Genomic DNA, 15,325 nt, shown 5'->3' on the forward strand with positions numbered 1-15,325 from the left:
CTTTCATGTCAAAAGCGGGAGCATTCTATCAATACGAGCGTCTCGCTGTGTAATCCATTTACATACACCCTTATCCATTCTCATGCTCATCGCGGTGAAAAATGTGACAAAAATCACATCAAATGGAGATGCATCTTCCAGGACCTTGTTCACAAGCGCAGAATAAGGGAAAGCGATTACACCAAATAAAACCCAATAAAAACGAGCACCAAGGAGCGATTAATGTTGAAGATACTCGTGACAGGTGGAACTGGTTACATAGGTAGTCATACCTGCTTGCAGCTTATCGCTGCCGGGATGACCCCCATCTTGTTGGACAATCTGGTTAACAGCAAAGAGAGCGTCCTCGAACGTATCCACAGCCTCAGCGGACTGCGCCCCCAGCACTATCACGGTGATGTGCGGGATGCCGACCTGCTGGATCGTGTGTTTGCAGACCAGCAGATAGATGCCGTGATCCATTTCGCAGGCCTCAAGGCCGTAGGGGAATCGGTACAAAAGCCTCTCGAGTACTATGACAACAATGTCAGCGGCACCCTGGTGTTGCTGCAGGCAATGCGACGCGCCGGGGTCAAGACCCTGCTGTTCAGCTCATCTGCCACCGTCTATGGCGAGCCGGAGATCATGCCCATCACCGAGGAGTCGCCCACCTTTCACGCCACCAACCCTTATGGTCAAAGCAAGCTGATGGTGGAGCGCCTCATCAAGGACTTTGCACACTCAGCCCCCGACTGGTCATTGACCCTGTTGCGCTATTTCAATCCGGTGGGCGCCCATCCCAGCGGCCTGATGGGCGAGGATCCCCAGGGCATTCCCAATAACCTGATGCCCTATATTGCCCAGGTGGCAGTGGGCCGCCGTGCCAAACTCGCCATCTTTGGTGATGACTACCCGACACCAGATGGTACCGGTGTGCGGGATTACATTCATGTCATGGATCTAGCCGATGGCCACGTCGCAGCCTTGAAACATGCGCTTGGGCAAGCTGGCGTCCATGTGTACAACCTGGGCACTGGGCATGGCTACAGTGTCCTGGACATTCATGCCGCCTTCTCCAAGGCCTGTGGCCGCGAACTGCCTTATGAGATCGTGCCGCGCCGCGCTGGGGACATAGCACAGTGTTGGGCAGATCCAACACGAGCCTATAACGAGCTGGGGTGGAAGGCTTATCGCACGCTTGATGAGATGACGGCTGATACCTGGCGCTGGCAATCCCAAAATCCAAACGGTTACCCCCTTCCATGAATATACAGAACGAGACAGACCTTACTATGCAATTCGAACCGACCGACCACCCTCACCGTCGTTACAACCCATTGATCCAACAGTGGGTTCTCGTTTCTCCCCACAGGGCGAAACGCCCTTGGCAGGGCCAGCAGGATGAACCCGATCGTACCCAGCGCTCCCCTCACGATCCGGATTGTTTCCTCTGCGCCGGCAATACTCGCGTCACTGGTGACAAAAATCCGGATTATCCGTCGACCTTCGTTTTTACCAACGACTTTGCGGCACTGATGGTTGATACACCTATGGCCCCAACCAGCGAGGACCCCCTCTTCCAGCTAGAGAGTGCACGCGGCACCAGCAGGGTAATCTGCTTCTCACCGGATCACAGCAAGACCTTGCCCGAGTTGTCTATCCCCTCCCTCACTGCCGTGGTCAACACCTGGTGTGAACAAACTGCAGAGCTGGGGCGCGAATACCGCTGGATCCAAGTATTCGAAAACAAGGGCACCATGATGGGGTGCTCCAATCCCCATCCCCATGGGCAGATATGGGCCAACGACTTCTTGCCCAACGAAGCCGCGCGGGAAGATGTCGCCCAACGGGAGTATTTTGCCAAACATGGTCGAGCCATGTTGCTCGATTATGCGGAACGCGAGCAGGCTGACGGCAGCCGCACCGTAGTGGAAACGGAACACTGGCTGGCAGTAGTGCCTTATTGGGCTGCCTGGCCCTTCGAAACCCTGTTGCTTCCCAAGTTTGCGGTAACACGTCTACCGACACTGACACCGCAACAGCGTGCAGACCTCGCACTGGCGCTCAAAAAACTAACCAGCCGCTATGACAACCTGTTTCAGTGCTCCTTCCCCTATTCGATGGGATGGCATGGTGCGCCATTCAATGGCGAAGAGAATGATCACTGGCAGTTGCATGCCCACTTCTACCCGCCCCTGCTGCGCTCTGCGAGCGTACGCAAGTTTATGGTGGGCTATGAAATGCTGGCAGAAACACAACGTGACCTGACGGCAGAACAGGCGGCCGAACGCCTGCGTTCCGTCAGCGATATCCATTTTCGTGAACAGGTTTGAGGTTGAGATATGAGTATTGAATCGCCACACAGCGTGACTGAACATACCTTTTACACTCAGTATGGTTATCGCCCGACCCTCGCCATTCAGGCACCTGGGCGTGTTAACCTCATTGGGGAACACACGGACTATAACGATGGCTTCGTGCTACCCTGCGCCATCGATTATCAGACCGTGATCAGTGCTGCCCCCCGCCAAGATAGTCTGATCAGGGTTATCGCTGCCGACTATCACAACCAACTGGATGAATTTGACTTACGCCACCCCATAGAGGCGCGCCCGGAATACCTGTGGGCCAACTATGTGCGAGGCGTCGTCAAATATTTGCTATTGCGAGGCTGTCAACTGACAGGGGCAGACCTGGTAATCAGTGGCAATGTACCTCAGGGAGCAGGCCTGAGCTCTTCCGCCTCTCTGGAAGTGGCAGTAGGACAGATCTTCAAAGAGATGAATCACCTCGACATCAGCCAAGCAGATATCGCCCTGAATGGACAACTGGCGGAAAACAGGTTCGTCGGTTGCAACTGCGGCATCATGGATCAGTTCATCTCGGCTCTGGGTCAGCAAGATCATGCTCTGCTGATCGATTGCCGCAGTCTGAATACCTGTCCTGTGAGCATGCCAGCCGACATTGATGTGGTCATTATCAACTCGAACGTACGTCGGGGCCTGGTGGATAGCGAATACAATACCCGCAGGGCACAGTGTGAAGAGGCCGCACGGCATTTTGGGGTCAAGGCACTGCGCGATCTGACGATGACCCAGTTCACCGAGCGAGCCAACGAACTGGATCCTGTCGTCGCGAGCCGTGCACGCCACGTCATCTCCGAGAATGAACGAACGCTGGCAGCAGCCGATGCGCTTGCGAATGAAGACATGGTCATGATGGCCGAATTAATGGCGCGGTCCCATGCCTCGATGCGTGATGATTTTGCCATCACAGTGCCTGCTATCGACGCCTTGGTCGACATGATCAAAGAGATCATCGGCAGTCGTGGTGGTGTGAGGATGACTGGTGGCGGGTTTGGTGGCTGTGTGGTTGCATTGGTTCCACAGTCACTGACAGCAGCAGTGTGCGAACAGGTTAATATTCGTTATCCCCAAGTGAGCGGTCTGGCCCCGAGCATCTATATCTGTAAGCCCTCCGCCGGAGCCGGCCCACTCTGATATGTTCGCTGACACCTCAATATTGTAATGGTCACGTATTTCCAGACTGGTCATGGTATAGCCGCCCTGCTAGACGGTGAACGCTCGACTTAGTTGAGTTAAACAACGCTCTCTGTGAGCAGCTGTGGTTAACATGTAGATAATACAATTGAACCAAACTTCAGACATGTGTTATCGCAATGAGCCTAACTCAGGGACTGCTTCGGCAGTCCCCTTTTCCTTTGCTGTAAATGTTCGTTGCATTCAACAATCCTCCGCAACTGCATGTTTTCACATGGCCGTGACACACCCGATTGAATCCCGCCCTCCTTTAAGATGTTGCGCTCTCCTCGGTTAATTGACGCAGATCGGTTTTCAAGCAGTGTATCTCGGCTTGCAAGGCAGACTCTTCGTGTTGCTGCTCTGCAGGCTTGCCGTACGGCTTGAGCTAGGCATACAGAATGTGGCTGGATACCCCAAGGGCTCGTGCAACGTCAGCCACAGGCATCTCACGCTCAGTAACTTGTTTAACAGCTTCGATTTTGAAAGTTTCTGGATAACGCTGACGGACCATGGCACCTCCAATGCTGGCCTCATTTTAAGGCAGTTAGGTCTCTAGGGAACTAGGGGCAATTCACACCGACCAAACCCCTTTATATGGCAGCGGATGAGCCTCGTTCTCAGCCAGCCAAGTCAATAGCTGTCCCATCAGACGAGGGACCTGGTTCGCAGGGGGAGCCATATGCACTAACTGCTCGCCTCGATAAATACCTACGCCAGTGACCCGCATCATCACAGAGTCCACGCATCAGTAGTCCGTGAGCACCAAGTAAATCTTCCGCTGAAGCTGGATCCCTATTAGGCATTGCCTCATAGGCCGCAAACGCATTACGGACCTCTTGGATTTCCCGTGGAAGCCCAAGTACCGTCTTCCCCTCAATCACTGCCGTCACCTGCTCAACACTCAGAGTATTGTGCTCAGTAGCTAGCGAAGCTTGGATGGTGCGGATCCGGTTCTCTCGACGCAACATAAGAACCTGAGAGCTCTGAGCAAACCGCTACAGCCGCAGCAACTCAGCGATATCCGCAACTCGACTCAACATGGCATGGGTCATGGGTGAAGGAAGGGGAATAGGCTGCCATGGGTTACTCCAACTGATGCGATAACAAATGAGGGATTAGCTTAACAGATCCGGGAGTAGAAACTCCCGAATTGAATTTGAATGTCCAAGCATCCCCACTAGGGCCAGTGAATTAAGAGTGAACATTACCTTATCCGTTCACTATGCCCGAAATTACGCTCACCTCGTACTTTCGAACGCAATTTAAATAAATACCCGATCCTCACCAAGAATTTATAAAAATTCTCATTCTGCAGATCTGCATCTCTGCGATCAAATCGATACTCTGCGTCAGGAGGGAAATGCACCAAAGACGCATAATCAGGGTATGCAAGCCTCAATGCTCTGCACCAAGCTTTACGAATACGCGTAGCCATGTTATCCGCATCAAAATTAGCGTAGTCACCAAGATAACCGTAATCATCTCGGTTAAATAGTAGCACCACGTGATAATGAGGGTACTGGCTTGTTACCTGCTCCTTTACCCAGATATAACCCAAGAAGAATCGTTTACCAGTTTTACCCTTACGGTGACGTAACGCATGTATCTGGCTTTTTAGTGAAGCAATAAAGCGCGTAATAACCTTTTCCTCTTCTACCTCCGGTGGAAAGCCTGTCGGCATGTCCGGATCATCCATAACTGGTATCTGGGGAAAGCGTAGATCAACACGTACAGTAAACACTCGCGGATGTTTATTCAAAAAGCTGGCGATCACCTCCACGGATGTTTTCAACTGTTCAAAGGATATTTCACCATACTTGGCCTCAGCCACAACTCGTAAGTTGCCTAGCTCGTTGCCTATTAAACAATACCCGCCATTTGATTTCATATACGGCCCTATGATTTACATGGAATACCCATGCAAGTTGGTTAGATGCTCAGGTGACAGTACTCATCGTCATTAATGAGGACCGCTGCGTAAAACTTTACGGTCAACTGATACCTTGCTCTCTTATTAAACCACTAGGTTGATATACCAACCTGCATTTAGCACTCTGTGCTTTGCATATGCTGCGCTATGCCGATGTATACGGCTAATGGCTTGTATCTGACGTACAAGCCCGATGTATATCTGATTGGTATACACTTCGTGTATATATCACATGTTCTCGTTGGTATACTCTGTGATACACTCTGACGGTGTATCACTCTCTCGATATATCTCCTACACCCTCTACCTTGTTATACACCTGGGTGTATATATTACTATTACCGAACTTAGCGACCTCCTAAATCACCGGGGAATACGTAATTATTTTAAATAAAACCCCAGTAATACCGGTTATTAAAGCAAGAAAATTACTCTGAACTTAGCTTGCCCTCTCCTATCTAGCAGATGCCTTCGAATCAATCCATTCTATTACTTCACTCTGCATCCAAGCGACCGCTCTAGGCCCTAAGCGAACGACACCAGGGAACTCCCCTTTGCTCATCAAACGATAAATTGTCGCTTTGGATAGCGTCGTCATTTCCGTGACTTCTTTGAGTTTGATTAGTTTCATTTTTTGGATCCGACTATTTTTCCATAGCTGGACCAACAATGTTAATATTTACGTTTATAGCTTCTCACATTGCCCCTAAGCCGATTAGCTATGCAGAAGAAACAATCACTAGTTATCCCAGAGTGCTTCAATGCCACTAAGTAGGTTAGATTGCAGAGCCTGAGCCATGCATTCACAGGTCAGCCCGCCAACATAAGCAACAATAAAAGCTTGAAAAATACCATGAAAAATCACACACTAAACACAACTATAAATCAACACAAAACACTACAATGTAGATTAAGGGAGGTGGTATTATGGCAATTCATGATAATGGTGTGGATGTGCAAGTTTATAAGAAATTAGATGACCCTGTTTTTGTGGACTACCTCTGGTATAGAACAGGTCAAATCAATCAAGCTCAAGCTGTAGATACACCACCTCGCCATATACTAATCAAGAATTTAAAAGATGCCTGCAATACTGCTAGTGCTTTTGCTTTTATGCATAATTACAATGTAAGAAATGAACGACCTAATGGACTTGAAAAATGGATTGACACTTTACTGGATGAATTTCACACAAGATGCCTTACAGAAAAATATTATTACTGGCTAGATAATAAAAATACGAGACTGCATTACTTCACATGGAGATTTTTGAGTCACTTAGGTATATCCATAGAAAAAAAAGACCAACAACTAGAACATAAGTGCGTGTTTTTATTGAGCCCATCAATACTCGATGAAAACATAAAAACGCACACACACACTAATAAAAAATGGAATACTGAAATAAGCACACAGGATATAACTGCACTTATCAACAGACTACCTTGCAACAAAATAGAAAAGGAAAAATTAGTACGAGCTATATCCAAATCTGCTGAATCAGCAATGAAAAATGATGATGTTAAGTTTTGGCTTAACAAACAAAACAAGGAAAAAACAACATGGCTACACAAATATCTTGAGCATAAAGAAATAGATTATGTCCCATTAGTTTTAAATGGTACATCAGCTCAAAAAGATGATCTTGTTTCATTTTTAGATGTATTAAGCATTACTAATATTGATAGATATAAACTTTTAGTTTCCAACATCAAGAAAGCATGGAGCCAAAAAGTATATCGTGATAAAAATATAGAAAAGAAACAATACAGCATTAACATGAGTAAAGATATAGGTAATATTCTTGACAAACTAAGCCAAATGGAACAGAAAAATAAAAACACCATCATAGAAGAGTTGATTAGAGAGGCATACGCAAAACGGTGCGCAATATAAAAAACGGACTGAATGATTAAATCATTCAGTCCATCACTAAAAATCATCATAGCCACATTTACTTTCTATTAAAGCTCACCTTCACAACGTTATTAACTGCTGCTTCAGTAACAGGATCTTGCATCACCTCATCAGCTACCAGTCTCCCCCAATTAATCCAGACAAGTCGGGTTTTCTCGGTGTGACGTGAACGGTGATAAGTTCTAATAAGTTTGTTAATGGGGGTGTGATTCAAGCAAAGCTCAATAACTCTTTCCTCAACATCTAGCCTTTCAGCCCAGTTAGTAGCCGCACTACGCCGCAAATCATGGACAGTAAATGGGTCCATATCAGGTAAACATCGTGCGATGAATCGCCTTAGAGCCCGAGTAATGGAATCAACTAAAATTGGCTCGATTTCATCTGTTTTTGGACGATCAGATTCGAATACTAAATCACCATTGGCATACTGCGCCTGCTCTTCAATGACCGATTTCGCCTGAGGGGAAATAAAGACAGTATGAGCTCTACCATTTTTGGTTTCAGGTATAGTCCATATATCATCTTTTATCTGTGAAAAACGCATATTAGCGACTTCACCTCTACGACATCCGGTCAGTATTAATAACTTAATCGCATTCGCAGCAGGTATAGAAATCGTTGCATGGCGAGAAACACCACGCCCTCCGGCCGCCAAGCTACCACCACTCCCAAGATCCTCATCTATCGCCTTCCATAACCTGCGCAATTCGGGGACGGTCAACCATCGCTCTCTTGGCGAGCCAGCACTGGCACCAAAATCTTTTGGGCGCAACAGTCTCGCAGGGTTGGCCTCAAGCAGACAGTGAACCACTGCATAATCTAACATCTGGTTCAGCGTTCCCAACCCTTTACGGGTTTCATCTTTTGTTGCACGCCTGGTTATCTCTAACGCTTGTGCCAAGTGGGCACGAGTCAGATCGATTAAGCGAATGTTGCCTAGAGTCTTCTTGAGATGACGATTCCAACGATCCTGATGGCATTGGAGGGTTTTGGGTTTGACGACCTGAGCAACACGCTGTGCATCGAGCCATCGTCCAAGCAACTCATCCATCGTCAGGGCCGTTTCATTTTTAGCCTTTTCTTGAGCCGCAAACTTGGTGGGATCAATGCCCCGCTTCACAAGCAGCACCGCTTTCCCATGCTCCTCTCTGGCTTTAGCCAGAGTCAGGGCAGGATAACTCCCCAGCAACAATTCGCCTTCACTACCACCAATCTTGAAGCGATATACAAAACGCTTGAGGCCACTTTCACGGATTTCTATTTTGAGTCCACCACCATGCTTCGATTGAATCGCATAGCGTTTCACTTTAACCCCTTCGACTGGCTTGAGTGACGAGATCTCCAAGTCTTTACTTATCGCCATCCGTACCCCTCCCCGTACCCCTCCAGCGCAGTGCATTGGAGTGAGACTTTATGAAACCACTTGGTACAGATATCTTATGTAAACAACTGTTTTTAATCAAAAAAACATTTCATATAAAACCAACTGATTCTATATGAAACTAATAATTTCTGGACTCCTAAGGGACAGGCCACTGGTTCGACTCCAGTCGGGAGCGCCATACAAAACAAGGGGTTGGCATCGTCATGATGCCAACCCCTTGGTCATTTTGGCTCAGAACAATCTGTGAATATTCAGCCGTGACGTGATGGCCCTCAAGCCACTCCAGGAAATGTAGCAATATTCCGTATCCGACCCATCTGCGACAAGCCGTAGCTATCTTGCCCGTTCACGGGCAAGGCTCAGCGCATATCGAACACCGCACAGCATGTCATGACCCGATGAGTGACCATAATCGGCAACCTGTTCGATGGCCGTGAAGATGTCATCTCCTCGCGCTGCCGCCAGTTGCAGCAAACGCTCGCCATAATGGCCTGCGGCTCCCCATCTCAGCATGGCTGCGCTAATGTCCGTCGTGCGACCAAGCAGTGAGCTCAGGACGACGATCAGCTCGTCACGACGTGGATGGGCCTGGTTCTCCAGCGCAAATAACACTCCCAACAGAAAATCATCGCCGGATGGGGTCAAACCATGGCCATAACCGAGCAAGGAAATGAGTGCCGGGGTCAGCTCGTCTTCCACTCCCCCCAACCCGTTCTCCAGCATCGCCAGCGATGCGGTCAGATAGTCACGATCCTTGCCATGCCACTGCGCCCAGAAGCCGCCAGCAGGAGGATTCTGCACCAAGAAGTGATCCAGTGCAGACAACAGGGTTGTGCCCAGGGTTCGTTCACCAGTCAGGCAAGTCGAGTGCCATCGGCAACCGGTTAATGCGATCTCGCCGTCACCCCCCTGGAGCGTACTCCCGCACCAGCGCCAACGGCTACCCGGTTGCAATGCATCGGGTAGCTGCCTCGTTGCAAGCACCACCCCTGCTGGAGGCAACGGCATGTCGCATACCAGCAGCGTGAGCCATTCCCCCTGGCATGAGACCAGATTACAACTGCGCTCGAAGCGGGAGTGCACGGTCAGAATACTCGAAACAGGAATGGCCCGAACACGTTCACAACCCCGCACTGCGGAAAGGGAAAAGAACGACAAAAGAAGCTCCTTGAATACAGATTGGCGAAGCAGATCACAGTTCCGGGATCCTCTTTATCGATAGTCACATCCGGAGGAATGGAGGCCTGCCCTGGCGCAACACCAGTGGTGATCGCGGTTTGCGCCATTGTGCCACCGTGGTGAAATGCCATCCCTCAAATCTTTTGTTGGTTGGAGCCAATTTCTTTCTGCGCAGCCCCGCTTAGCCCTCCATAGACTGGCCACATGAATCATCCATCCCGTAGGAGAACACCATGAACAAGCGTATCAGTGCACAGCCTTTCGATTTCACTTTCGACCCGGCCACCACCGCCCTCATCGTGATCGACATGCAGCGTGATTTCGTCGAGCCCAATGGATTTGGCCATGCCCTGGGGAACGATGTCTCCCTTGTGCGACGGGCCATCGACCCCTGCCGCAAGGTCATCGACGCAGCCCGTGCCAACGGCATGCTGGTCATCCACACCCGCGAAGGCCACCGCCCGGATCTGACCGACTGTCTGCCCGCCAAGCTGGTTCGCGGCGGCAAGCGTTTCATCGGTGAGCAAGGCGCCATGGGCCGCATTCTGGTGCAAGGGGAAGCGGGACACGACATCATCCCGGAGCTCTATCCCATCGCGGGCGAACCGGTGATCGACAAGCCGGGCAAGGGGGCATTCTACTCCACCGACCTGCACCTGATTTTGCAAGCGCGCGGCATCCGCTCGCTCATCATCTGCGGCGTCACCACCGAGGTCTGTGTGCAGACCACCGCCCGTGAAGCCAACGACCGCGGTTATGAGCTGCTGATCCCGGCCGATTGCTGCGCCTCCTACTTCCCCGAATTTCACCGGGTCACCCTCGAGATGATCCAGGCCCAGGGCGCCATCGTCGGCTGGGTCAGCGATTCCGCACACGTGGTCACCGCCCTCAAGGGCTGACCCCGGGGGCTCACAGCCCCGTTCTCTACTGACTGACAGAGGGTCCGTGACCGGGTCCGGGCCTTCTACACCCGTTAATTACGGAAACACCGGCATGTTGCATTACAAAATCTATTCAAATCTCTACAAGGACTCCGTCTCGCTGATGCAGATCTCCTCCCGCCTGAGCGGGTTGGAGGGCGTGCGTCAGGCCTCGGTCGCCATGGCAACCGAGGCCAACCTCGATCGGATGCGCGATGCGGGGATGGCGCTCTCCGTGGTGGCCAAACCCAGCGATCTGCTGATCGCCTTGCTGGCCGATGAAGCCATTGGCCTGCAGGCACTGGCACTGGCCGACGAACTGCTGCGTCCGGCACCGGTCGACGACGCCCCCGGTGCCGTGGGCCAGCGTCCCGCTACCTCCCTGGCCATGGGCAAGGAGCGCGACAGCGACGCCAACCTCGCCCTCATCTCGGTACCCGGTCGCTACGCCGCCGCCGAGGCGCTCAAAGCGTTGCACCTTGGCATGAACGTCATGCTGTTTTCCGACAATGTGCCCGAAGCACAAGAGCTCGCCATCAAGGAGTTTGCTGCCCGGCAAGACCTGCTGGTGATGGGGCCTGATTGCGGCACTGCCATCGTAAACGGTATGCCGCTGGGGTTTGCCAACGTGGTACGCCGCGGCACTATCGGTCTGGTGGCGGCTTCCGGTACCGGTCTGCAAGAAGTGAGCTGCCGCATTCATCATCTGGGTGAAGGCGTCTCCCAGGCGCTTGGCACCGGCGGGCGTGATCTGCACGAGGAGATCGGCGGCCTGAGCATGCAGCAGGCGCTCCGGATGCTGGCAGCAGACCCCGACACCCGCCTGATCACCCTCATCTCCAAGCCACCCGCAGAAGCGGTGAGCCAGCAGGTACTGGCCCTGGCCCGCGAGTGCGGCAAACCGGTCGTAGTGCATTTCCTTGGCGCCGACTGCGCCGCGCTGGCAGCGCAAGGTGTCATCCCTGCCGCCAGCCTGCAACATGCAGCCGATGTGGCCGTCGCCATCCTGCGCGATGAACCGCTGCCCTCCTCCACCAGCCTTGATGACTCAGCACTGGATCAGGTGCAAAGCGCACTCGGCGCCATGGCACCAGGGCAGCGGGATATTCGCGGCATCTTTGCCGGGGGCACCTTCTGTTACGAAGCCCAGCTTGCCCTCATCACAGCCGGTCTCGCCTGCGAATCCAACGCGCCGGTCAAGGGAGCGAGTACGCTGCAAGACCCCGCCCGTGGTTACGGCCATAGTCTGGTGGACATGGGGGATGACGAATTCACCCAGGGTCGCCCCCATCCCATGATCGACCCGACCCTGCGCAACGCCCGCCTGTTGCAGGAAGCCGCCGATCCCTCTACCGCCATCTTGCTGTTTGATGTGGTGCTGGGCTATGGCGCCAGCCTAGATCCTACCGGTGAGCTGCTCGCCACGCTGGCGCGTGCCCGCCACGAGGCCGAACAGACCGGACGCCAGCTTATCGCCATCGCCCACGTCTGCGGTACAGAACTCGATCCCCAGCCGCGCCAGCAGCAGATCGATCGTCTGCGCGAGGCTGGCGTATTGATCGCCCAAAGCAACATGCAAGCCGCCCAGCTCGCCGCCCGACTGGCCCTGCAACTGAAGTGAGAATCAAGATGAGCATTCAATCCGCCAATCCCCTGTTTCAACAACCGCTCCGGGTACTCGGTCTGGGCCTGCAGAGCTTTTCCGACAATCTGATCGACGCCAGTGGCCAGGTATTGCATCTGGCCTGGCAGCCGGTCGCCGAGGGGGATGATGCCGCCAACTGGACGCTGGCCACCCTGCTGGAAGATCCGCGTATTCAGGCTGCCAACGAGCAGGCGATGCAACGCTACCTCGAGGCCCAACCCTCACTGATCGGCGTGAGCGTTGCCAGCCGCGAAATCGCGGCGCTACGCGGCAAGCGCCGCATTCTGCACGCAGGCCCTCCCATCGACTGGAGCGAAATGTGCGGCCCGATGCAGGGCGCCATCGCCGGCGCCATCGTGTTCGAAGGCTGGGCCCCGGATGTCGACAGCGCCATGGCCATGGCCGCGCGGGGCGATGTTGCGCTCGAGCCCTGCCACCACTATCAGGCGGTCGGCCCCATGTCCGGCATCATCAGCCCCTCCATGCCGGTCTGGGTGGTGGAGAACTGCGCCCACGGCAACCGCGCGTTTTGCAACTTCAACGAAGGGCTCGGCAAGGTGTTGCGCTTTGGCGCCAACAGCGACGAAGTGCTGACTCGCTTGCGCTGGATGGGCGACGTGCTGGCCCCGACTCTGGCTGCCGCGCTCGAACAGTGCGGTGAAATTGAGCTCAAGCCGCTGATCGCCCAGGCCCTGCACATGGGAGACGAGTGCCATAACCGCAACGCCGCGGCCAGTGGTCTGCTGTTCAAGCGCCTCGCACCAACTCTCGCCAGTCTGGCCCGCGGGCCCGAGGTGCTGGCGTTCATCGCCGCCAACGATCACTTCTTCCTGAACCTGTCGATGGCTGCCTGCAAGGTGATGCTTGATGCGGCGCACGGCGTGCCTCACAGCACCATGGTGACCGTGATGGCCCGTAATGGCGTCAACTTCGGCATCCGCCTCTCCGGCACCGGCGATCGCTGGTTCCAGGCTCCGGCCAATCCGGTCAACGGCCTCTTCTTCCCGGGGTACGGCGTCGATGATGCGGCCGCCGATCTTGGGGATTCCGCCATTACCGAAACGGCAGGGATCGGCGGATTCGCCATGGCCGCCTCCCCTGCCATCGTCAAGTTCGTCGGCGGTACCCCGGCCGATGCCATCGGCCACAGCATGGCGATGCAGCAGATCACCCTGGCCCAGCACCCGGCCTTTACCCTGCCTGCGCTCAACTTTGCCGGCTCGGCCACTTGCATCGACGCCCGCAAGGTCGTGGATCGCAACATACTGCCGGTCATCAACACAGGGATCGCCCACAAGCAGGCCGGTGTCGGCCAGATTGGTGCGGGGATCACCACAGCGCCGCTCGCCTGCTTCGTTACAGCCCTCTCGGCCATCGCCGACGAACTGGAGTCATAAACATGCAGAAGAAAAAACTCGCCGTCGTCGCCGTGGGCGGCAATGCCCTGATCAAAAGCCGTGATGAAGTGGCCCTTGACCAACAGTACGACGCGGTCTCCGAGACCGCTCGCCATGTGGCTGACCTGATTGCCGCTGGCTGGCGGGTGGTGCTGACCCACGGCAACGGGCCGCAGGTGGGCTTTATCCTGCGCCGAAGCGAACTGGCCAGCGCTGAAGTACCGACCGTGCCGCTCGAGTACGCCGTCGGCGATACCCAGGGCGCCATCGGCTTTATGTTCCAGAACGCCCTGGGTAACGAGTTGCAACGCCGTGGACTGGCACAGACCAAGGTCATCGCGCTGGTCACCCAGACTCTGATCGATCGCCGCGACCCGGCCTTTGCGCATCCCGACAAACCCATAGGCGCACACATGAACCAGGCGATCGCCGAGCAGCTGGCGGCCGAGCAAGGGTGGCAGATTGCCGAAGATGCCGGCCGTGGCTGGCGGCGGGTGGTTGCCTCCCCGGCACCGCTTGGCATCGTCGAGTCCCCCACCATCCGCGCCCTGCTTGAGCAGGATGCGCTGGTCATTGCCTGCGGCGGTGGCGGCATTCCGGTGGTGAGGGACGAGGACGGCTCTCTGCGAGCCGCACAAGCGGTCATCGACAAGGATCGCGCCTCTGCCCTGCTCGCCATCGAGCTGCAGGCCGACATGCTGCTGATCCCGACCGGTGTCGAGCAGGTCTCCATCCATTTCGGCACGCCGGAGCAGCGCTGGCTCGAGAACCTGAACCTTGCCGAAGCAACACAACTGCTGGCCGACGGTCACTTCGGTGCCGGCAGCATGGGCCCCAAGGTGGAGGCCATGCTGAGCTACCTCAAAAGTTGTCCGGGCGGGGTGGGTCTTATCACCAATCCGCCCTCCATGGGGAAGGCGGTACTTGGCCAGGCCGGCACCCGTTTTCTGGGTCACTGATGACAGGCGGGGCCGGGTGCCCCGCTACGAGACACATATCACCACACACGTTAAGGAGTACTCATGTCTGATAACAAAGTTCTGCTCGCAGTCAACGGCACCCTGATGCGCGGCCTGGAGCTGAATCCCAACATGCTGGCCGTCGGCGCCGAGTTTGTCGCCGAGTCAGCCACCACTGCGGATTACCGCTGCTGGAGCATCGGCGATCGCCACCCCGGCATGGTTCGTTTCCCCGGTGAAGGGGCCGAGATTGCCCTGGAGCTGTGGGCTGTGCCGCCTGCCGGACTTGGCAACATCCTGCAAAAAGAACCCGCCGGCCTCTCCATTGGCAAGGTCACCCTGAAAGATGGTCAGGAAGTGCTGGGCGTACTGGCCGAGCCCTGGCTGGTCGAGGGACAGCGGGAGATCACCGAAACCGGCGGCTGGCGCAATTACACAGGTCACCACCACATCGACTAAGCAAAGGAGTTCAT

General features: G+C 54.2%; 13 protein-coding genes and 1 pseudogene. 9 read left to right on the forward strand and 5 right to left on the reverse strand.

Going from position 1 to position 15,325, the window contains the following annotated elements:
* Nucleotides 1-225 precede the first annotated feature (225 nt).
* Genes galE through galK form a run of 3 tightly spaced genes read left to right on the forward strand, consistent with a single transcriptional unit; the run spans nt 226 to nt 3,479 of the window.
* Nucleotides 226-1,245: a UDP-glucose 4-epimerase GalE gene (galE, locus tag MRK42_RS16530; protein WP_041215920.1), complete on the forward strand. Its 1,020-nt coding sequence runs from the start codon at nt 226-228 to the stop codon at nt 1,243-1,245.
* Nucleotides 1,246-1,271: 26 nt separating this feature from the next.
* Complete coding sequence (gene galT, locus MRK42_RS16535; protein ID WP_041213008.1) at nt 1,272-2,312, forward strand: galactose-1-phosphate uridylyltransferase; 1,041 nt, start codon at nt 1,272-1,274, stop codon at nt 2,310-2,312.
* A gap of 9 nt (nt 2,313-2,321) precedes the next feature.
* Nucleotides 2,322-3,479 (forward strand): galactokinase, encoded by a 1,158-nt coding sequence (gene galK / locus MRK42_RS16540; RefSeq protein ID WP_100654394.1) that lies wholly within the window; start codon nt 2,322-2,324, stop codon nt 3,477-3,479.
* A gap of 302 nt (nt 3,480-3,781) precedes the next feature.
* On the opposite strand, the pseudogene MRK42_RS16545 reads toward galK, so the two are convergent.
* The 3 genes and pseudogenes from MRK42_RS16545 to MRK42_RS16555 all read right to left on the reverse strand — a co-directional run.
* Nucleotides 3,782-4,032 (reverse strand): annotated as a pseudogene (locus MRK42_RS16545) (transposase); the annotation flags it as partial.
* 693 nt (nt 4,033-4,725) lie between these two features.
* On the reverse strand, nt 4,726-5,409 hold the full coding sequence (locus MRK42_RS16550; protein ID WP_270659438.1) for an inovirus Gp2 family protein: 684 nt from the start codon (nt 5,407-5,409) through the stop codon (nt 4,726-4,728).
* A gap of 496 nt (nt 5,410-5,905) precedes the next feature.
* Nucleotides 5,906-6,082 (reverse strand): AlpA family transcriptional regulator, encoded by a 177-nt coding sequence (locus tag MRK42_RS16555; protein WP_076362302.1) that lies wholly within the window; start codon nt 6,080-6,082, stop codon nt 5,906-5,908.
* A gap of 296 nt (nt 6,083-6,378) precedes the next feature.
* On the opposite strand from MRK42_RS16555, the gene MRK42_RS16560 reads away from it, so the two are divergent.
* Nucleotides 6,379-7,347 carry a hypothetical protein gene (locus MRK42_RS16560; protein WP_144713878.1) on the forward strand — a complete coding sequence of 323 codons (969 nt, stop codon included), beginning with the start codon at nt 6,379-6,381 and terminating at the stop codon, nt 7,345-7,347.
* A 58-nt stretch (nt 7,348-7,405) separates the two neighbouring features.
* On the opposite strand, the gene MRK42_RS16565 is transcribed toward MRK42_RS16560, so the two are convergent.
* Both MRK42_RS16565 and MRK42_RS16570 read right to left on the reverse strand, forming a co-directional pair.
* A complete protein-coding gene (locus tag MRK42_RS16565) occupies nt 7,406-8,731 on the reverse strand; it encodes a site-specific integrase (RefSeq protein WP_081396153.1) in 1,326 nt (441 codons plus the stop codon).
* A gap of 354 nt (nt 8,732-9,085) precedes the next feature.
* Nucleotides 9,086-9,910 (reverse strand): DUF2877 domain-containing protein, encoded by an 825-nt coding sequence (locus tag MRK42_RS16570; protein WP_082791879.1) that lies wholly within the window; start codon nt 9,908-9,910, stop codon nt 9,086-9,088.
* Nucleotides 9,911-10,164: 254 nt separating this feature from the next.
* On the opposite strand from MRK42_RS16570, the gene MRK42_RS16575 reads away from it, so the two are divergent.
* From MRK42_RS16575 to MRK42_RS16595, 5 genes are all read left to right on the forward strand, one after another.
* Nucleotides 10,165-10,830 carry an isochorismatase family cysteine hydrolase gene (locus MRK42_RS16575; protein WP_338611098.1) on the forward strand — a complete coding sequence of 222 codons (666 nt, stop codon included), beginning with the start codon at nt 10,165-10,167 and terminating at the stop codon, nt 10,828-10,830.
* Nucleotides 10,831-10,924: 94 nt separating this feature from the next.
* Nucleotides 10,925-12,472 carry an acyl-CoA synthetase FdrA gene (gene fdrA, locus MRK42_RS16580; RefSeq protein ID WP_338611099.1) on the forward strand — a complete coding sequence of 516 codons (1,548 nt, stop codon included), beginning with the start codon at nt 10,925-10,927 and terminating at the stop codon, nt 12,470-12,472.
* Nucleotides 12,473-12,480: 8 nt separating this feature from the next.
* The gene (locus MRK42_RS16585; protein WP_338611100.1) at nt 12,481-13,893 is read left to right on the forward strand and encodes a DUF1116 domain-containing protein; all 1,413 of its coding nucleotides are present in this window, start codon (nt 12,481-12,483) and stop codon (nt 13,891-13,893) included.
* Nucleotides 13,894-13,895: 2 nt separating this feature from the next.
* On the forward strand, nt 13,896-14,852 hold the full coding sequence (gene arcC, locus MRK42_RS16590) for a carbamate kinase (protein WP_338611101.1): 957 nt from the start codon (nt 13,896-13,898) through the stop codon (nt 14,850-14,852).
* A 63-nt stretch (nt 14,853-14,915) separates the two neighbouring features.
* The gene (locus MRK42_RS16595) at nt 14,916-15,311 is read left to right on the forward strand and encodes a gamma-glutamylcyclotransferase (RefSeq protein WP_042028063.1); all 396 of its coding nucleotides are present in this window, start codon (nt 14,916-14,918) and stop codon (nt 15,309-15,311) included.
* Nucleotides 15,312-15,325 lie beyond the last annotated feature (14 nt).

The sequence above is a fragment of the Aeromonas sp. 19NY04SH05-1 genome (genome assembly GCF_040581895.1).
GTDB classification, from domain to species: domain Bacteria; phylum Pseudomonadota; class Gammaproteobacteria; order Enterobacterales; family Aeromonadaceae; genus Aeromonas; species Aeromonas enteropelogenes.